13 protein-coding genes are annotated in these 21,044 nt (G+C 44.9%); 1 reads left to right on the forward strand and 12 read right to left on the reverse strand.

Annotation, left to right across the window (positions count from 1 at the left end):
• Window positions 1–5 precede the first annotated feature (5 nt).
• The 3 genes from BUB19_RS06340 to BUB19_RS06350 all read right to left on the reverse strand — a co-directional run bounded on the left by BUB19_RS06340 (window position 6) and on the right by BUB19_RS06350 (window position 7,055).
• A complete protein-coding gene (locus tag BUB19_RS06340; protein ID WP_178371445.1) occupies window positions 6–3,041 on the reverse strand; it encodes a SusC/RagA family TonB-linked outer membrane protein in 3,036 nt (1,011 codons plus the stop codon).
• A 717-nt stretch (window positions 3,042–3,758) separates the two neighbouring features.
• Window positions 3,759–4,160 (reverse strand): GlcG/HbpS family heme-binding protein, encoded by a 402-nt coding sequence (locus BUB19_RS06345; RefSeq protein ID WP_317041578.1) that lies wholly within the window; start codon window positions 4,158–4,160, stop codon window positions 3,759–3,761.
• A gap of 117 nt (window positions 4,161–4,277) precedes the next feature.
• A complete protein-coding gene (locus BUB19_RS06350) occupies window positions 4,278–7,055 on the reverse strand; it encodes an outer membrane beta-barrel protein (RefSeq protein ID WP_073093685.1) in 2,778 nt (925 codons plus the stop codon).
• A gap of 499 nt (window positions 7,056–7,554) precedes the next feature.
• Between BUB19_RS06350 and BUB19_RS06355 the strand changes: the two genes are divergently transcribed.
• Window positions 7,555–8,223, forward strand: coding sequence for a hypothetical protein (locus BUB19_RS06355; RefSeq protein ID WP_073093686.1), 669 nt, complete (start codon window positions 7,555–7,557; stop codon window positions 8,221–8,223).
• 62 nt (window positions 8,224–8,285) lie between these two features.
• On the opposite strand, the gene BUB19_RS06360 is transcribed toward BUB19_RS06355, so the two are convergent.
• The 9 genes from BUB19_RS06360 to BUB19_RS06400 all read right to left on the reverse strand — a co-directional run bounded on the left by BUB19_RS06360 (window position 8,286) and on the right by BUB19_RS06400 (window position 20,965).
• Window positions 8,286–8,510 carry a hypothetical protein gene (locus BUB19_RS06360; protein WP_073093687.1) on the reverse strand — a complete coding sequence of 75 codons (225 nt, stop codon included), beginning with the start codon at window positions 8,508–8,510 and terminating at the stop codon, window positions 8,286–8,288.
• Between the two features lie 66 nt (window positions 8,511–8,576).
• Entirely contained in the window at window positions 8,577–8,741 is a 165-nt protein-coding gene (locus BUB19_RS24110) for a hypothetical protein (RefSeq protein ID WP_178371446.1), read from the reverse strand.
• A gap of 67 nt (window positions 8,742–8,808) precedes the next feature.
• Window positions 8,809–10,857, reverse strand: coding sequence for a sulfatase-like hydrolase/transferase (locus tag BUB19_RS06370; RefSeq protein WP_084097027.1), 2,049 nt, complete (start codon window positions 10,855–10,857; stop codon window positions 8,809–8,811).
• The gene (locus BUB19_RS06375; protein WP_245802788.1) at window positions 10,847–12,244 is read right to left on the reverse strand and encodes a sulfatase; all 1,398 of its coding nucleotides are present in this window, start codon (window positions 12,242–12,244) and stop codon (window positions 10,847–10,849) included. The genes BUB19_RS06370 and BUB19_RS06375 overlap by 11 nt, the downstream gene beginning before the upstream one ends.
• Before the next feature lie 55 nt (window positions 12,245–12,299).
• Window positions 12,300–13,823 (reverse strand): RagB/SusD family nutrient uptake outer membrane protein, encoded by a 1,524-nt coding sequence (locus BUB19_RS06380; RefSeq protein ID WP_073093690.1) that lies wholly within the window; start codon window positions 13,821–13,823, stop codon window positions 12,300–12,302.
• 13 nt (window positions 13,824–13,836) lie between these two features.
• On the reverse strand, window positions 13,837–17,202 hold the full coding sequence (locus BUB19_RS06385; RefSeq protein ID WP_084097029.1) for a SusC/RagA family TonB-linked outer membrane protein: 3,366 nt from the start codon (window positions 17,200–17,202) through the stop codon (window positions 13,837–13,839).
• 161 nt (window positions 17,203–17,363) lie between these two features.
• Window positions 17,364–18,470: a FecR family protein gene (locus BUB19_RS06390; RefSeq protein WP_073093691.1), complete on the reverse strand. Its 1,107-nt coding sequence runs from the start codon at window positions 18,468–18,470 to the stop codon at window positions 17,364–17,366.
• A gap of 291 nt (window positions 18,471–18,761) precedes the next feature.
• Entirely contained in the window at window positions 18,762–19,376 is a 615-nt protein-coding gene (locus BUB19_RS06395; protein WP_073093692.1) for an RNA polymerase sigma factor, read from the reverse strand.
• A 92-nt stretch (window positions 19,377–19,468) separates the two neighbouring features.
• On the reverse strand, window positions 19,469–20,965 hold the full coding sequence (locus BUB19_RS06400) for an alkaline phosphatase D family protein (RefSeq protein ID WP_218588545.1): 1,497 nt from the start codon (window positions 20,963–20,965) through the stop codon (window positions 19,469–19,471).
• Between the last annotated feature and the right edge of the window lie 79 nt (window positions 20,966–21,044).

Genomic DNA, 21,044 nt, shown 5'->3' on the forward strand with positions numbered 1-21,044 from the left:
ATCATTTAAAATTTCAAATTCAAACCAAAAATATATGTAGCTGTGGTGAGGGGACTCCCACCGCCGACGATGCCATTGGACGTTTCAGGATCTACCCTCGTATAGGGAGAAAAAATAAAGCCATTATTTACCGTGGAATAAATCCTGGCAGATGTCAATCCCAGTTTGCTGATCAATCCAGGGGCAAAATTGTAACCCAGGGCAATATTCCGGATCTTGATATAGGATCCGTCAAAATACCTCACCGCATCCGAGTACAAGGGCGCCTCTCCCGCGTTGGGTCTGGGTATGGCATTGGTGGGATTGTCCGGTGTCCAGTAATCCAGATTGATCGAATTGTACCTGCCCTGCCAGTTGTTGCCACCCAGGTTATGGTAATCACTCCTTAGCATTTGACCCATTCTGGCGTGTACCAATATGGATAGGTCGAAGCCTTTAAATGATATCCTGTTGGTCAGTCCTCCGGACCAATTGGGTACGGTAGATCCCAGGACTTTTCGGTCGTCCGCATTGATGTTGCCATCAGGCTCTTTGGTGAGTTCACCGTCTGCATCCCGGCCGTTTACGTCATTGATGCGAATATCTCCAGGTTGTTGCCCAAAATCAGCCGCCAGATCTGCTTCATCGCTTTGCCAGATACCGGCCTGATCAAAACTGTAGAATACATTGACCGGCTCGCCGATAAACCACTGGTTGCCCACATCATCGCTCTGCCCGTCAAACAACTCCACAATTTGTTCCCTGTTGGAAAATACATTCATATTGATATCCCACCTGAAGCCACCTGGGCGGTTGATCAGATTCGCATTGGCGGATAATTCCCATCCTGAATTGCGGGTACTTCCTATGTTTTGGAGCACGGAGTTGTATCCGGACGTAATCGGCAGCAGCCGATTCAAAAGCAGGTCACTGGTATTGGTTACATAATATTCCAGGGAACCATTGATCCGGTCATCAAATAAACCATAATCCAAACCAATATTTACCGTCTTGGAAATTTCCCATCTCAGATCCGGATTGGGGATGAGGTTGTTGCCATATCCAAATCCGGCATTGGAGCCAAAAATATAGGTAGTCCGTTCCAGTCCACCCAAAGTCTGAAAAGGATCGATAGCCGTATTTCCAACCTCTCCGTATCCCCCTCGAAGTTTAAGGAACGAGACCTGGCTTCCTTGCAGAAATTCTTCTTCCGTTAGAACATATCCTGCAGAAAAAGCAGGAAAAAAGGCCCACTTATTACCGTCTGCAAGCCGTGACGAGCCGTCTGCACGGCCTGTTAACGTAAACAGAAACTTGTCGTCAAATCGATAATTGACCCGTCCCATATAAGACATCAGGCCCCATTCACCCAGAGAACTTCCTATTCCGGTAATGGTAGAGGAACTTCCCAAATCATAGAACAGGGATTTTTCAATAGGTATATCCTGTCCCGACAAGGAGGAGCCTTCAAACCTGCTGGCCTGGATGGAAAAAAGACCCACCAGATTAAGTGCATGCTTGCCAAAAGTCCTGTCGTAGGAAAGGATGTTTTCCTGGGTATAGGCAAAATCCAGGTCATTGCTCACTGACCCTCTGTTGATATTTCCCTCCAGTCTGCCGGTGTAGGTACCTCGTCTGGCCTGATTGAAGTCTGGCCCGTAATTTACCCGAAACTTAAGGTGCTCATTGAATTGGTACTCTGCAAAAATATTGGCAAAAATCCGGTTTCTGCGGGTTTCATCGATATACTGGAAAGGCTGATAATTCAGCAATGGATTGGCCAGCAATCCTTCCCGGGGATTGGGAAAGGCCAGGAAATTTCCTTCCTCATCGGTCGGGCCGACCAGTGGGGAATAGCCCAGGGAGTTGTTGTAAGGCGCATTGGACATTTGATTTCTTTCGCTGACACTCACCGTTCCGCTCAGACCAAGGCGAAGTTTGTCTGTCAACTGAGACTCCAGGTTGATCCTTACCGAGGTCCGTTCGAAGTTTGTTCCGGGGATATAGCCGTCTTCGTTAAAGAATGAACCGGAGACATAATAATTGATTTTGTCCGTACCTCCGCTTACCGACACCTGGTGATCCTGCTGGCTGCCTGTGCGTATCGCCAGGTCCAGCCAGTCGGTGAAGCGTCCGGCCTGCAGGTTTTCGATTTCCAGGGGTGCGAGAAAATTGCTGTCAAAACTGGAGTCGTCTCCTGCATGGCCCCTGGCTATCCTGGAATATGCGGCAAATTCCCGGCCGTTCATGAGATTCAGGTCCTGTATGGGTTGTTTGACTCCATAGTACCCATCGTAGCTGATAACCGCTTTACCGGTCTTGCCTCTTTTGGTGGTGATGAGAACCACACCATTGGCTCCACGGGAACCATATATGGCCACCGCACTGGCATCTTTCAATACTTCCATGGATTCAATATCATTGGGGTTGAAATCACTGATATTGGCACTGGTGGGAATACCATCGATGACATACAGGGGATCGTTGGAAGCATTGATGGATCGGTTGCCCCTGATACGGATCTGTACCGGAGACCCGGGAGATCCATTGGCCCGGACAATATCTACGCCGGCTAGCCTGCCCTGAGATTGCTCCAGAAAATTTCCCGCTGGGGTTTCCTGCAGGTCCTTGCTGGTCACAGAAGATATGGCCCCGGTAAGGTCGCTTTTTCGCTGGGTACCATAGCCTACTACCACCACTTCCTCCAGGTCCGACTGGTCTTCCTGCAGGGTAATATTCAAGCTGCTTTGATTGGTAATGGTAATCCGCTGGGACTGATAACCGATAAAGGAAACCTGAAGGATATCTCCTTCATTCGCTTCTATGGAAAATCGCCCATCAATGTCAGTGACAGTTCCCGTATTAGAACCTTCTATAACCACCGTTGCACCAGGGACAGGCAAGCCATCTTCATCCAGCACTGTCCCGGTGATGGTGATGAATAATTGTGATTCTTCCGGTTGAATCGACCTGTCGGGATTGGCATGTGTAAGCATAGCATTACACATGAATAGTCCCAGGAGGAGAACCATTTGAAACTTAAATGGAGTAAATTTTTTCATGGGTTTATGGTAAAATTTAGATTGATAAATAAATAATAACCTGTTGATCAGGTCTTGGTGTTTCATAGCTGTTGTATCGGGAGGATCATTTAAATCAAAGGGAAGTCATTTTTTTACGCCTGGGAGACAGCATTTTTTGGGCGACTTTTCCTGTGGATTAATATAAGAATTCTTTTTTTAATCTAATAACCATTAAGAAAAATAGAATAATTTAGGTATTTACCTAAATTAATAGACGATAAATTTATCCCAAACCCTGAAATTTCCATTGTAGGTATTTTCCACTGGCATCAGAAAATCATATTGAATCCGGCACTTTTCCAAAAAATACAAATCAATACATATTACTCAGGATTGAACTATTTTAATAGAAAAAAGTAATCGGCTACCCTTTCCACAAATTTGGCTTCGGGAAAACTGGTCATTCGGAAAGTTAAAAAAATAACTAAATTTACATTCTTAATAACAAATAGTCTCCTGACAGTTCTCTTTTTTTGTTGGGTTTTGAAAAAAGCAAGTCAGCGAAATCCCACTTGTCAGGAAGTATTTTTGAAATGTGTAGTTAAAAAGGTTTCATTTTTCCAGTCTACCACAATGCAATCCCAACATCCCGGACCTAATTCCATCAGTATACAAAAATGCCTTCAGCAGGAGCTTTTTATGGCAGCCTACTGAAGGCAGAAATAATTTATTTAGTTTTAGAGTTGAATTTTGCTGTTAAAGTGCTTTGGCTCCAGCTTCGGCTACTTCGTGGTCGTCTTCTACTGTACTACCCGAAACCCCGATGGCCCCCACGATCTCTCCTGCCTTGTTTTTGAGTACCACACCTCCTGGAAACGTAATCAGGCCCTGATTGGAATGCTCTATATGGTAAAGCGGCGAACCCGGCTGAACCATGGGACTTAACTGAGCCGTGTCCATATTAAAGAATATTGCCGTCTTTGCCTTTTTGATACTGATATCTACCGAGCCCAGCCAGGCTCCATCCATGCGTGCAAATGCCGTCAGATTGGCGCCAGTATCCACTACGCAAATATCCATTTTCGTACCTTTGGATTCCGCCTTCTTTTTGGCTGCATCAATTACTTTTTCTGCTTCTGATAATGTAACGTTCATCATGTATAGGGTTTAGTAATGAAAATTGACTCTGCAGCCTCCATTGGAAGGTACAGAATAAATAAATATACGATTTTATTTTGCCAAAAACGGGAAAGTATCCCAAAATGTGAATAGGGCTTAGTTACCCATCCCCTGTGCTGATCCGGCTCCCCCGAAGCTTTTCAGGTTATAGGTAAGGGTAAGCATGAAAAACTGTTGCACAACCTGCGTCCGCTCATCCTCAATGTATACATCGGTCACGTTTCGATCGATGCTGGTATTTTGATTCAGCAAGTCGAATACCGTCATTTTCAGTTCAAACTTTTCTGTTGGGGGGAATCGATAGCCCAGATCCGCGTTCATCAACCATACAGACTGGTCAAAATCCTCGCCCAGGCCCTGGTACCATTGGTTGTTTACATTGGTACTGACAAAGAAGCCCCCGGCAAAATTCCAGTAAAGGTCCAGTCTGGTGCTTTGGGTGTAATAATTGTTATCCAGATTTTCCTGCAGGCTACTGCGGACGATATTGTAATTTCCCCGGGTAGACAAGTTAAAATCCAGGTGCTCTCCCAAATTGCTGCTGATACCAATGCCAGGCCCCATGTAGATATTCCGATTGTAGTTGGTTTGGTTGTTGATCAGTCCCGGTCTGTTGGTTATCCCGGCTCTGGCACTGAGATTCAGGTTACTCTGCATAAAATTGAGTGGAAATCCAAAGGAAAAATAGCTTCTCAGGTCCCAGTAATTGTCCAGGTTTTCCGGTCGATTCAATTGTCCGCCCTGCCGCAGCAATACATCGCCCTGTAACAGGGTATCCCTACTGGCGATATAGGTTGCATTACCCAGGTAGTCGCTGGTCATCCTGGCGCCCAGATACATAAAGAAGGACCTGTTGTTTTCGGGATTCATCTTGCGGATCCGGGTATACAGTCGGTGCTCGTACTCCTGGTCCAGGTTCGGATTTCCAGTAGATATCTGTATGGGATTGCTGTTGTCTATTACATCCTGCAACTGCCGGACCGAGGGAGCGTCTGTATCTCCCCTGTAGTATATGCGGATATTGGTATTTTCATTGGGATCGTAAATGAATACCATTCTGGGTACAAAATTTCGAAAAGTACGTTTGGTGTTCTCAAAGCCCGGGAAGAGCCGGTCACTATCCAGGATGGAGACCTGATAGTCAAATGAGGAAAAGATCCTGATTTTATTTTTATTGTATCGATAGCCCAGGCCTAGCTCGTGCTGCAGATAGGTGTTTTCAAATTCGTTGGTCAGGGTAGAGTCCAGCTCAAATAAGGTAGACTCCATTTCCCTTTGAGATACCTCTTGCAGGGTGTTGCCCAGGTCATTTCCCAGTTCATATTCCAGCCTTACCTGAGAGTGATCTGCTATCGGTTCGGTGTATTCAACTTCAAATTCGTAGTTAAACGAACTGGAGCTACCCAGTGTATTCTGGATCAGGCTATCTCTCATCCCGGTCTGATAATCTCTATTCACAGAAACCAATCTGGATTCATTGCTGCGATCTTCCATGCGGGTATCAAACTTGGCGGAAAGTGTCCTGCCCTCCTTATCAAACTGATACCTGTAGGTAAAGTCGCTCAAAAAGCGAAAGGATTCATTGCTTCCCGAAGTGGTATTTTCCGTCTCGTTAATGGGCGTGGTGGGGTTAAAAAGATTCTGTGCCGACAGCAGATTGAAGGAAGTCCCCTTCTCATACCTAACCCTGGGCCGCCAAATAATGGCATGCTTTTCGGACATGTCATAATCGAGCCGAAGATCCAGCCGGTGATTCTGGCTATTGTTTTCGCTGTTCCGGATTTCATCATACAATTGGAGGCTGTCGCTGGGAAGGATATATTCCCTTGAAGAATTCCTGTTCAGAAAATTGTTGCTTTCGTTAAAAAAGTAGCTACCGGTAAGCCGGGCTCTTTCATCGTCAAATTTGTCCGTAAAGTTAAGGCCAATAGCATTGGTATGGGTGATTCCCGGCCGCTCTCTGGTAGTCAGCGGATTGCCCCTTCTTCCACCTCCACCACGTCGGTTGTCGCTCCCGCCAAATGCGCCGGAGAGGTCATCCGCTGAAAAATTCTGTTGGTTAATATTGTTGCTCAGGCCAAGGGCGGTGATGCGCTGGGCTTCGCTGAAAAAATTCACACTACCGCCTACCAGGTAATTGTCATCGGTACCATATCCGGCAAACATGCGTCCAAACTTGCCTCCACGTTTTTCCTTCTTGGTAATGATATTGATGGTTTTGATGGTCTCTCCGTCGTCAAACCCTGTCAGTTGGGCCTGATCACTCAATTGATCCAGAAACTCTATCCGGTCAATGATGTCTACCGGCAAATTCTGCAATGCCATAGCAGGATCATCGCCAAAAAAGGGCTCTCCATCTACCAACACACGACCTACGGTCTCGCCCTGAACCTCAATGGTCCCACCCTGCATGACCACCCCTGGCATCTTCCGGATGAGTTCGCCGGCACTGGCCTGAGATCGGGTCTGATAAGCCGATGCGTTCATGGATACCGTGTCACCTTTCATTTCTCCGGCAATCGCCTGACCTTCGATTTCGTAGGTTTCCAACAAACTCCCTTCCTCCACCAATTCAAAGGTTCCCAGATTTCTGCCGGACAGGTCCGTCAGGGTTTTTGTCAAATCTTCATACCCGACAAAGCTAATACTGATTTCAATGGTATTTTCTGCAGGACGGGAGAATTCAAAACGACCCCTTTCGTTTGTAAATGTATTGCTCAAAGTGTCCCCGGCTGTGTTGGTAATAAAAACATAGGCGCCGGGAAGCGTTTCTTTGCTGCTCTTGTCCTGCACCTTGCCCCTGACCGTGGATTGTGCCAGGACCAAGCTGGTAAAAAATAAAAATATTACAAATAAATATACAAATCGAATCATGTTGGTTTAGGTAATATTATATAGAAAATTAGTTTTATCATTATTTATACATTCTAAAATAACAAATGTTTTATCCAATTAAATTTTTATTCTATTAATGGGGCATTTCGTTAATAAGTGGAGTAAATCTGGGTTCTTGCCAGACCTTTCATTGGTATTTTACCAAGATCTTGCACATCCTGGCGCCAAACTGCATCGCAACCCACTGTAGAATCCCGCAGCATCTTCTTAAAAACTATCGGATCCATTCCCGAAAGGGCCACAGGCCGCTTGCCATACCTGTTTTTGAATTACTTTTTTTATATTATGAAATACATTTTTTTGGTCTTTAAATTACTTTTATTATCTTAGGACTTTCAAAAGGACATACATTGTTTCCTTTGAATTGTTTAATCTCAGACTTTTAAATAGAAATCTAATGAAACAGCACAAAGCACCTACCTGAAAACTCCCTTTTCATTCTAAATTTTTCTTGGTTTTAATCAAATAATATTGAAAAATGAAAACTTTTAATGTAATCAGCCTGTCATGCTTTCTTCTACTATTATCCAGTCCTGCCTTCAGCCAGATCAACCTTGAAGGATTCAGCATTGGTGCACATGGTTCATATATCATGGTGGGTGGCGACACAAAGATCAACAACGCCGGCGGTGGAGTGAAACTTTCCTATGCTGTAGAGGAAGGTATGGTAGCTTACCTGGGCTACAATCACTATCTGCCCTCTTACCACGACACCTATATTTATGGCTATCGTTCCAATACGGAAATTAGCCCCATGCATATCGAAATAGATGCTGTGGAACAGATATCCCTGCAGCAGTGGGTGCTTGGTGCAAAATATTATTTACTGGGGGATTATGAAGCCAGAGGGTCACTTTATGGCCTTGCAGAGATGGGATACATGCGGGCTCCGACCCAAACGCGTTTCTCTTCCTACGATCAGGAAAACTACCGGCCCCGGCAGGATGACGGATTTAAAACCGTCTATACCACATACAATGTCAATATTGGTATGGGTGGTGAGGTAGATCTTCTGGTGGGATTTTTGTTTGCCGAAGCGAAATTAAACCTTCCTGCAAACAGGGCAGGCAACCGGACTATGGTCTCAGAGATTCCTGCTGCCCTGTCCTTCAATGCGGGCATGAGATTTCCACTTTATTTCTTCTAATTTTACCAATGAGACTCAAACCAATACGTTTGCGCGTCTGGGTCGGGAAAATTGATGAAGGTTCATGATTTACGCTTATTCTTTGGTTTGTAAAGCAATTTGAAGACCACTGCAATGACGATGAATGAAATGACTATGTAAAAGATCAGTCTGAATGGAGAGGGATTTAGCGGGTATTCATCCGCTCCCCCTTCTTCGGCCTGGCCCATCGCATACCTCAGCTGGACCAGAAAAGAAAAAAAGAGAATTGGGATATACCTTGAAATGCTGGAAAGCCGATTCATCATTTAATCATTTGGTGCTGCCTTATAACAGATAACAAAAACCTGTCCAAAAAAGGATTTTTCTACTTATTATCTGATATTCAAAGCAATGATGCCAAAGACGATTCTGTCGCTAAAGATCAGGCGGATCCACTGCCTATGCCCTATTGGCATTTCACCACTCCTCCAGACCTGCCAATAATTTTTCTTCTTAAAACCTGCCTCGCCTCTGCCAGATTTTTCGTACCTATACATGGGCTGGCTTTTGCCGGCCATTAATAGATGATAGGAGTAATCGTCGTCTATTGTAATGTTCGTCTATTTACGAACCCAGGTGAAAAACAGGCAAGGGTTCATTTTGAATGCCTGAACCAGACCATCGAATCTCCAATACCTGATTCTGGCTGGGCGCCTCAATTTTTGTCACAATCCTGATAGGGTGATAGCCCTCTTCCAACACCAGCCTGGTCTTGCCGCTTCCCCCGGATGGCGACGGGTGGTCGTCATCTAGGAGCAGGGCCTCATGCACGTGCATCACCAGACCCTGGTTGGTTTGATAGCTAAACTCGTATTCTCCGGTACGAGGCACCTTCACAAAACCCTCATAAACCATCACGTTATCTTCTGTCGCTCTATTAATGGCTTCGATATGGGGCAAAATTCCGGATTCGTTCGGGGTGACTGATCCCCTCCGGATAAAGGGTACCCAGGGGGATGGTATATTGAATTCAGAAACCATGATCCCGGCCACCATTCTCCCCTCCGGTGAAATCGCCGGTACCGGTTCCTGATCATAGGGCCGTTCTGCAGAAGCATTGTAACGCCTCCAGCGCAGCACCGTTTTTTTCATTTCCTCCTGAAGGCGGACAAATTCTCCATTGGTACCTGCAAGATTCCGGGTCTCTCCCGGATCATTCTGCGTGTCATAAATACCAAAATCGTCTTCGTGCGAAGTGATATTGTACCGGATCCCTTTATAGCCATTGAGGTACAGTACCTGCATTTCTCCCCTTCTTTGATCTCTTTTAGTTGCCTCGAAGGCCTCGTAACTTTTGGTTTTGTTGTTTACCTGGTATTCAATATACACTTTGCCTTCATGCTCGGTTTTATTTCCCGAAAGGATCGGCCATAGCGATCGACCATCGGTATTTGCCGGTGCCGGCAGGTCGCTGATCTCCGCAAATGTGGGCAACCAGTCGTGAAATCCGGAAGGGGAATCGTTTCTAATGCCTTCCGGGATTTTTCCCGGCCACCTGACCAGTGCCGGTACCCGTATTCCTCCTTCCCAGGTATCCCGTTTGGTGCCATCCATGACTCCAAAACTTTCAAAAAACGTAGGGTCATAATCTCCGTATCCGTAAGATTCATGATGGGGTCCATTATCGGAGGTAAACACGATCAGGGTCTGCTCATCAATATCCAGATCCTGCAACAAATGTATCAGGTCTGCGACAGCATTGTCTATTCTTCGCACCATAGTTGCGAAGCGCTGTTGTACTTCCGGCCAGTCTTCATTCCGATAATCCGGATGAATATAGCTATTTACCTCTCCGTTTGCCGTATTGATATAATTTCCCTTTTCTCCGATAAATTGCACACCACCATCGGTCCCGCCCGCAGAAGGATAGGGCATGGAAGGAATTTCCAGGCCTGCATGGGGCGTGTCATAGGCCAGATACATGAAAAAAGGTTGATCGGGGTTGCTTTTCTTGTGGTCCTGGATGTATTTTTTTGCCCGGGCAGTAAACAAGTCTGTGGTGTAGCTACCGGCCAGATCAGCGGAAATTTCCTGGTTACCGTCCCACAGTTCCATGGGGCCTCTATTGGCCACATCATGAGCCGGATAGTGGTTATGGCCGTCCCGGTGACGTACATATCCAAAAAAATAGTCAAATCCTCTTTTTGTAGGATAAGCTTCCCAGCTCGCCGGACTGTCACCCTCCAGGCCCTGAAGACCATATTTACCAATCAGGGCCGTAGCATAACCTGCTTCTTTCAAAACGGTAGCGAGGTTGTGGTTCTGGGGGAGGGCTTTATCGAATTGATTGTTTCTGATCTCGGCATGGCCCTGGTGCAGGCCCAGCAGCAGGGTGGCCCTTGAGGGAGCACACACTGGAGCCGGAACATAATGCCGGCCGAGGATCATTCCTTCTGCTGCCATTTTATCGAGATTTGGGGTACTGTGATACGGTTTGCCTTCCGCCTTGCGCCTGTTCTGGTACAGTATGCCCAAATCACCATAGCCCAGATCATCGGTAAGTATAAAAATGATATTAGGCTTTTTATCTGCCTGGTTTGAACCGAGTAATCGATTAGGTATAGAAAGACTGCCAAATATCAGAAAAGAATATACAATCAGTTTACAATTCATTCAGTTGTTGATTTATAAGGTTCATTTCAAATGCTCTATCGTAAAGCGGGTTCGCCTGATCCGGAACGGGTGCATTGACTTCCAGCCTCCAGGCTTCAAGCAGCTCAATCATTTGGTTCCTGATTTCTACCTGACTCCGCACCAGGTTGTTTTTTTCGCCGGGATCTTCCTCGAGATCATAAAGTTCGTAATCCCCATCTTCAAAATAATGATGGAGCTTCCATTTGCCCTTCCGGACCACTGAACCTGGCCGGGTCCTGAACAGGGGATCCCGGCCCCCATCTTCCCTGGGATTGTAGGCCTGGAGGTAAATGGGGAAATGCCAGAAGAGCGCCCTCTCCTCCATGGACTGATTACTGAATAGCGGGGAAAGATCCTGGCCGTCCAACTGCAAATCAGCAGGGACTTCTGCGCTGATAATGCTTTTAATGGTAGGGAAGAAATCCATATTTGTTACCGCAAAATCTGTATTGCTACCCGACTGAATATTGCCGGGCCAGCGCATGATCAGCGGTACGCGAATGCCACCTTCGTAGTAGGATCCCTTACCTGCTCTCAGGGGAGTTTGATAGGAAATATCCCGAATGCCACCATTATCAGAGGTAAAAATCACCAGGCTATTGTCTGCCAGATCTAGTGCATCCAAAACGGCCATCAACCTGCCTACATTCTGATCTACAGAGGCCACCATGGCTGCATAATCTGCCCGGTCCTGCCCCTCTGCTACTGGCTTTCCGGCAAAGGTATCGATCAGCTCCGCTTTACCCATGATGGGTGTGTGCACGGAGTAGAATGGCAGGTACAAGAAAAAGGGATTGTCCTTATTTGCTTTTACAAATTGAATGGCTTCATCGGTCAATCTGTCGGTCAGGTATTCACCATCTGCTCCGTTTTCGATAAAGTCAATTTTGTAAGGACTGAAATATCCGCCACTGCCCGGGTTGCCCCGATGGCTGCCTCCCACGTTCAGGTCAAAGCCGTGTTGTAAAGGGTCTTCGTTGATATGCCATTTGCCGAAGGTGCCATTTACATAGCCGTTATCCTGCAGCATCCTGGCCAGGGTATAGATGGAGTCCGGCAGGAAATCGCGGTTGGGGGTAGGAATGATCTTCCGGGTTTTGGGGTCACCTCTTTCGGACTGGTCTACCGTATATACGCCGTGAGCAGGCGTATTTCTTCCACTCATCATGCAGGCCCGGCTGGGCGCACAATTGGCAGCAGCGGCATAGGCATGGTAGAAAACCATGCCCTGCCCTGCCAATTTATCCAGGTTTGGCGTTTCGTAATATGCGCTGCCCATAAAACCCAGGTCTCTCCATCCCAGGTCGTCCACATTGATCAGGATGATATTGGGTTTGGTCTGTTTTCCATAGGTTATTATGGGCATAGCTATCAAAATAAGACAGCTACACAACAAATGCTTGCCTGTTGTCAGGATTTTCCTAATTGCCATAACCATTATTGGTGGGGTCTGAATCCAGAAGTGCCGGATTTAAGACGAGTTCCTCTTCCGGAATAGGCAGCTTGATGTGATGGGGTTGAATATTGCTTCCAGGATCATAGGTACGGTATTCGGCATTTTTTACCGTTTCCAGTAAGATCCCCCAGCGAATTAAATCATATCTTCTATGACCTTCACCTGCCAGTTCCCATTTTCTTTCCGTCTGAATAGCACTTCGCAATTCAGCCTGTGTTAAGCCACTGTAGGGTTGATCTGGCTCATAGGCCCTTTCCCTTACTGCATTGATATATTGATAGGCGTTGCCCGGTCCATTTAATTCATTTTCTGCCTCTGCAAGCATGAGGTAAACATCAGCCAACCTGAACACCAAAGTAGCTTCTCCATGATTGCCTCTTGGAGAATTCACAAAATCAAAATTGGTGAATTTTGCCATGTATTGAAATGTTAGCTCGAAGCCAAGATATTCCCCTAAAATGTTGTGTGGTCTCCTCAGGTCGTCAACAGGAAATTCGTTGATAAAACTTAATATGGGGACCGTAAGACCGTATCCGTTAAATTCCTCATTTCTAGCTGCCAAAGCATCAGAAAGAGGCCCCCTATCTGCCGGGTTTCTGGGCTCGTCCCTCAATCGGGGATTAAAACCATCTGTACGGTCCTGTGCATTACCAGGCACATCTTTTTGAAAATCAATTGCCCATATTATCTCATCGTTAAATGGATTATTCACATCAAAAACGTCCCCGTAATCTGGCAGTAACTGGTGAGGTGAATTATTAATTATTTCCAAACATTCTTCCCTCGCATTTGCCCAATCCTCCTGCCAGAGATAAATCTTCGCAAGCAAAATTTTTGCCGCCCATACGGTAGGTCTACCCAAATCACTTTCCCCGTATATCTCCGGAAGCAAATTTTCTGTCTCTATTCTCGTCAGATCGCTGATGAGGTTACTTCTGATTTCATTGACCGGGGTTCTCCCCAGGCTGGCCGCATCAGCGATAGGAATTTCTTCATCATAATAAGGTACATCACCCCATAAATTACTCAGGTGATAGTACGCATAACTTCTCAGATACAACGCTTCGCCTATGGATTGATCTTTGACAGCAGCACTAATATTCGGGCTGTTTTCGATATTGGTAATTACTGAATTGGCATCTCCGATCATCCTGTAGATCAACTGCCATAATTGCCTGGCATTTGAATAATTACTTTGGGTCAGGGTATAATTCTGCATGGGTTCATTACCGCCAAATTGCCGGCTGGACTCCAATACATCTGCACCTAACTGAGTGAAGGTATGGATACCTTGCCAATTGCCGTAGAAACCATTTTGTCGTAGATTCAGATAGATGCCGTTTACTGCCAATACTGCCTCTTCATCGGATTGGTAAAACGTACTTGGGTCAATAATACCGCGCACTTCCTCCTCCAGAAAGCTTTCGCATCCGATAGCCAGAACTGAGAAAATCAATAAGCCAAAAATTTTATCGTTTAATATTTTCATGGTCAATTAAGGTTTAGAAGTTTGCGTTCAATCCAAAAGTAAGGGTTCTGGCATTTGGGTATTCCGCCCGGATAATACCCCTTACCACGCTTCCATAGGTATTGCCAGATTGCGGACCAATTCTGCTTGCTTCCGGATCATATCCTCTGAAATTAGAAATCAGAAATATATTGGAACCACTTGCATAAACATTTAGGTTATTTATGAATTTATTGTTTTTCAATGGCACCGTATAGTTGAGCATCACATTTCTCAGCCTCAGGTGAGACCCGCTTTCCACCAACTCGCTGTTTGAAGGAATATCTGAAATACTGACTGTTCCACCTGCCCTGGGAATGTATGGATGGGGGTTATCCGGCGTCCAGCGATCCCTCGCCATTCCGTAAATATTCTGGTCGCTCCTGCCAAAAAAGCCTCTTTGCGCAAACTCATTGTAGACATCATTTCCGAATGTACCCTGAAGAAAAATATCCAGGGAGAAATTCTTCCACTGTATACTATTGTTAATTCCGCCAAAGAACAGCGGCTCCGGATTTCCAATAATTTCGAAGTCATCATTGAAACTGATAAAGCCATCTCCGTTGGTATCCTTAAATCTGGGGCCGCCAACTACAGCCCGAAGTCCGCTATACCTGAACTGGTCCAGTTCCTCCTGGCTTTGCCATGTACCCAGATATTCAAGGCCAGTAAAAACACCTACGGGTTCACCGACAATTAATTTTGCGGCCTGACCACCCTGATCAAGGAAATGGATGTTGATCTCATTTACTCCCCCCAAATCCAGGACCCGGCTTCTATTTCCGGATATCGTAAAATCCGTAGACCACCTGAAGTCATTCCTATCCATATTTACGGACCTAATCATCAGTTCAATACCCTGATTTTGTAAGGAACCAATGTTTTCAAGCCTCTGGCTAAACCCGGTTTGACGGGGAATCTCTCTATTTAAGAGTAAGTCAACCGTTTTTTTGTAATAATAATCAATTTCCAGGCTCAATCGATTATCAAAGAATCCAGCTTCCAGGCCAATATCGAATTGGGAGGTTGTCTCCCACCTCAGATCCGGGTTGGCGGGCCTGTCTCGTCGTACGCCAATACCCTGATTTCCATTAAATATTACTGTGCCAGGGTTTAACACAGCTAATGTGCTGTAGGAGTCAATAGCTTGACTTCCAGATCTTCCAAAGCTTGTCCGCAGTTTTAATTCGTCAAAGACATTGAGATTCCGGATAAATTCTTCATCTCCTAATCTCCATGCAAAAGCGCCAGATGGGAAAAAGGCATACTGATTATTTGCTCCCGAAAATCTGGATGAACCATCTACCCTCCCCGCCAGGGTAAAAAGATATTTGTCAGAAATTGTATAATTGGTTCGTCCGATCCAGGACACAATCTGGAAGGGATCGTTGTAATTTGAAGTGATCCTGAAGGTTTCAGGATTTCCTAATTGTAATACGTCAAAGGAAACACCGTCATTGGGCAAACCATCCGTTTGGGCTGTAAATCCCTCTGTAGTAGAAGTTTGCCAGGTAAATCCACCCAAAACATTAATCCTATGGTTTGCAGACAATTGCTTGTCGAAAGTAATTGTATTCTCCTGTAAGATCTGATTATTGAAACTATTCGTGATTCTACCGAAACCGCCCCTTTGAGCGGCAGCCCTTGATGGTACACTGCCAGATTCAAAAACATTTTGTTTTCGCCAGTTTAATTGCGGACCGATGGTAGACCGAATGGTAATTGATTCAACAGGCTTGTATTCGATATAAAAATTCCCGAGTAAATTATTGATCATGGTTTGGTTGCTTTGCATCCTAAGCAAAGCTTCCGGATTATCGAAGGGGCCCCCTTGTACGTAATCTTCATCCCACAGTGTACCGTCTTCATTGAAAACCGGAAAAGTAGTCAATGCTCTCCTGGCCTCCCAAAGACTTACCAGGTCGTTGTCATTTTTGACAAACGAAGTATTGATCCTTGTCCCCAAAGTCAGGTTCTCCGCCAGCTTAAAATCCAGATTTGCTCTGAAACTGTATCTTTCAATTCCAGATTCTCTGATTATCCCGCGCTGATTCATGTAATTTCCGGAAATAAAATAATTTACCCGTTCTGAATTGCCCCTCACAGATAAATCCAAATTGTTAATCGGAGCAGTTCGGGTGATCTGTTCCTGCCAATCGGTATTACCGATCAGGCTCTCGTCTACGAATGGATTGGCTTCTCCACTGAATTCAGTATATTCAAAACCATAAGCCGCTCGCTCCGGGCCGTCTAAAAAGTCGATTTTTCGCGCCAGATTCTGAAAACCGGTATAGGCGTTTAACGACACCGTAGGTTTACCTCCGGCTACACCTTTGCCACTTTTGGTGGTAATTAAGATAACACCATTGGCACCGCGAGTTCCATATAGGGAGATCGCCGACCCATCCTTCAAGATATCAATGGATTCGATATCATTTACGTTAATGGTGTTTAGATTGAAATTAGTACCTGCAATAAAGCCATCTATTACATAAAGTGGTTCGTTGTCACCTTGCACAGAATTTCCTCCACGGATGCGTATAGAGGCCCGGGCTCCCGGGCTGCCACTCACAGAGGTCACATTTACCCCGGCTGCTCTGCCTTGAAGCAACTGATCCACTCTTGGCGCTGGTAGATTAGTAAGGTCTTCAGCGTCTACCTTAGAAACAGAACCTGTTAAATCAGTTTTTTGAACCGAGCCATATCCCAATACGACGACCTCATCCAGAGAAGATTGGTCTTCTGCAAGGGAAACATCGACTGTGCTTTGTGTCGTAATCTCGACAGACTGTGAGCTGTATCCAATGTAGGAAAACACCAATACAGACCCTTCGGGTACAACGATGGAATATTTCCCATCAAGATCCGTCACTGTACCCGTACTGGTTCCCCTCACTGTAATACTCGCACCGGGTAGTGGCTCCCCACTACTATCTGTAACCGTCCCTGACACACTAATATCAGCCGCTATTTCTACTTTTGAAACAGGTCTGATATTTTTCCCTTTCTTGACATGTATGTTATAGTCTACTTGCTTGAAGGAAAGATTGGTTTGATTTGCCAGGCCCAACAATACATTATAAAGTGAATTGTTGTTTGACCTAATCCCTACATTAGGGAGATCCCGCAGCTCTTTGTTGGTATAGACGAAGTTGTATCCTGTGCTTTTTTCCAGTTCCCGAAAAATGTTCTCGATTTTCACATCATCCAGGAATAGTGACACTGGTACTTCTTCAATATTTTTGACTTGGGCATTTCCGTTCCATGCCATGAGAAAACTCATGGTAAGACACTGGAAAAGAAACGCAATGGAGAATAACCTGGTCATGCGTGTTACATGCTTAAGTATGGATTTTTTCATATCTTTGAATGGTTTGTTTAGGCGATGCCAATTGGTTAAGCAAACGTTTCCCGACTCAGAGATTGCCGTCTCTGTAATCGGATAACCTGCCACGGATGCAGCAACATCCGTGGCTCTTTTTTATTATTTGGAAAAGACTTTTTACATAGGCAGTTTGAAGTTTAAGTTGATTTATCAAATTTTACAGTAACCCGGTCTTCATCCAGCTTAAATCTAAACCGGGCAGAATAACTCAACCCTTCCAGCACGCCTTCAAGCGTCTGATCTACAAATTTTCCTGATAGGAGTACACCTCTCTCTGGTCGATTAAGTACTTCTATTTGAACTCCATACCAGTTTTCCAACACCCTGATAGCTTCCTCTACAGGCGTCTGTTCGAAAAGAATAGTCTTTCTTGTCCAAGCCAGCACCTTTTCTTCCTTTATGCGGTGCTTGTTGTGAACCTGCCTATCTATGACTACATTCAACCCCTCCCCAGGCATCAGGATAACTTCCTGCGGCTTTTCAAACTTCAAACCCACATTAACCTTCCCCGTAAGTAAGGATACCTCAAGTGGTTCATTTTTATAAGCCGTGATATTAAAGGAGGTACCCAACGCTTTTGTAGATACCGGTCCTGTCTTCACCACAAAAGGTCGCAAGCTATCTTTGGCCACCTCAAAATATGCCTCGCCAATTAAAAACAGCTCCCGCTTGTCTGCTTCAAAATTCTTGACGTACCGCAACGAACTTCCCGAATTGAGAATCACTCTGGAGCCATCCTGTAGCCTAAGTGTAGATTTGACACCCGGGGGCACTGAGTATTCTTCATAAACCAATGGGATTTCTACCGCCTCTTCCTCAGGATGTTCACGGAGTAAATTGAATAATATCCCCAATGAAAATACAAGAAAAAGTATCCCCGCTACCCGATAAAATTGATGACCTGACCTATAGGCTATATGCTGCTGCCGATCTGCAAAACTCCTAAGGGTACTTTCGGAACTTATAGAGATAGTCTTTCCTTCTGCTTGCTCTTTTTCTGGTTCATTGATGAACTTATTTATTTCAGTCCATATGCCCTCGATGCGTGAGTCGCTAATCTCACCAACGTTTCTCGATAAATTTATCAGGGCCCTCCGGGCCAGCTTCATGTTTTCATATTTTTCCGGGTGTTTTTCCAAAAAACCTTCCCAGAAGGCGCTGGATTCCTCGTCCGGTGCCAAGACCCATTTTTTAAACTCTGGGTCCAGCATAAAATCTTCAACTGTGTATTCGGTCTTACTCATAAAAGAAACCTTTCAACTATCTTAAGCCCGGAAAAACCAAAAGTTATCCTCCGAAAAAAATAAAAAATTATTCTTTTCAGGTGAGTTAAACAAAAATCAATCGGAAATAAACCTCAAACACCATCCCTGTTTGATATCTTCAGGGAATAGTTTGTACGCTAATAATGGAGTTATCGGGAGTAAAGCGATCTAAACAGATCTAACCAGAAACCGATAAAAGCTGATGAAAATCAGACCCACATAGCTAACTATAGTCATATCGGATTGCCGTTAAAAAAATGACCGTGTTTTTCACCAGGGAGAGGGGGTGGTCAGGTAAGCTGTTACCAACAAGATGGCTTTTCTAAGAGTGGAGAGCGCTTTCCAGGCTAATGTGTAAACCGACCGAAGGTTGATACCCATCAATTTGGAAGTCTCCTCATAAGAAAGATTCTCAAAAAATAAATACTGAATGACTTCATTCTGCCGAATGGGCAGTTTTGTCAGAATGCCAGCTACCTTTTTTTGAATGGCTTCTTCCCGTTGCGCATTAATGATTTTTACTTCTACGCTCTCAATCCTGCTGGGAAAGAACATTGCAGCTTGTCTCTGCTTTTCGCTTCCTTTAGACGCTTTCTTTTTTTCTTTGTTAATCCTATTAGAGAGCGACCTGAACAAATACAACCTTACATTGTCTGTAGGCTTGATATTCTTCTTATACCTCCACAGGTCGATAAAGAGCTCCTGAATGCAATCCTCCACAAATTCCGCATCCCCTGTTATGGAGGTACCTAGTTGAAAAAGCAACCTGACATACCTTCTGTATAGTTGTTCGAAAGCATACTTATCTCCGGATTTCAGCCCAAGCCAAAGCTCTTCAGGACTGGTTTCCTGAGGTAGTGAATTTAACTTAGGAACAATCTCCATGCTATGATTTTGGGTTTATTCGCTTGAAGTTCCCTATTTTAACTTAAAAAGCAAATTATTTAAGCATTTTCATTCAAGTTTCAAAAAAGTAATCATGGTGTCAATTCACTTCTTTTGATGGTTCTTTCAAAGATATGGTCACCATCTTCGCCTACCAGGCGAAATACAACAGCTGGATCATCACTGGAAGGAAGAAAGGTAAATTCCCCAAAGGCAAACTCTCCATCAATGCCATACAACTGGGTATTCCAGCTTGGATCTTTTGCGGGTGGACCTACTCTTGCTCCCAAACTTGCCGCCTCAAATTCAAAAAATCCAAAATCGGATTTTCTGGGAATGGTAAACCCACGAGCGCCGTGTCTGTCTCCTGAAATGAGCAGCACCCCGCTTATACCGTTATCTTCGATATATTTAAAAATTTCCTCTCTACCATCCGGATCATTGACCCCCCAGGAATCTTTACCATCGGACACATAATCGCTCCACATGGTGCCACAGGACAGGATGATAAAAGGTCCCTTGCAGTCCGATAACTGCTCCTTCAACCAGTCCATCTGACTTTTTCCCAAGAATGATCCTTTTTTACCGGTCCTGTAAAACCGGTTATCCGTCATGATAATATCAAAAGGGCCGATTCTTTCCCGGGTAAATATCCCCTGGCTGAGGGACTCTTGTCCATAAGAAGAATTTACCCAGGAATGCTGAAATACTTTTCTTACTCCATGCCGGTCTTTTGCTGAGTAACCTTCAGGTATTCCGGCTTTGTCATTGTCGAAGTAATCATGATCATCCCAGGAAGCATAAACCGGCACTTTTGAAGCAAAGTCCTGCCAGGCTGGCAAAAGATCCCTGAGCAGATAATCTGCCCGGTGCAAGCCCAGATGGTCATTCCGATCCTGCACTGCTATATCTCCCAACAATAACATGGCATGGTTCCCCCTTTTCCTGATCCTTTCTAATAGTTTGTGATTGCCCAATCCCCAGCGGTGGGGGCAGGAGCCAAAAGCAATTTTCACTTTTTCACTATTGTCCAATTCTGGTAAGGTTGTGATCACTTGTTCAACATCCGAAGGAATAACTTTACCATTGACAATAATCTTGTAGGGGTACCTGGTGGAAGGCTTCAAACCATCAATTTCTATTACGGCAGATAAATCCGTTTCAATGGTGGCGTATACGGGACCAAAGATGAATCTTTCCTCTCTATGCTTTATTTCTACTTCAACCTTCGACGGCTGCAAAGTTCTAACCCATACAGCTGCCTTATTGGCTTTAATCTGGCCCAGCATGGGGCCTGCCAGGATTTTGCGTCCCTGCTCTCGTACCAGATTTTTGAAAGAATCGGATGTCATTAAATCGGCATAGGAACCATATTTATTGGATGACAAAATTTGATAGGCAGATTCATACAGTGCTTGATCTGCATCGGGAGTGGTTTCCCAATATTTCAATATTTCCCTGCTATCCGTACTTTTATTCATGGGATGTCCTTGTTCTCCAAAATTCTGTGCATGAGATGGAAAGAACAAGAGCATTAACAGAAACCAGGTGAAGCACAGGTCTACTGTCAGAATGGTTTTTCTGATCAAGGTCTTTTGGGGTTTTATATGTCTGGTATTCATCACGCTTGGTAAACTTAAAATGCAACAAATGACGTAAATTCGAATC

It is taken from the genome of Cyclobacterium lianum, from assembly GCF_900143075.1.
Taxonomy (GTDB): domain Bacteria; phylum Bacteroidota; class Bacteroidia; order Cytophagales; family Cyclobacteriaceae; genus Cyclobacterium; species Cyclobacterium lianum.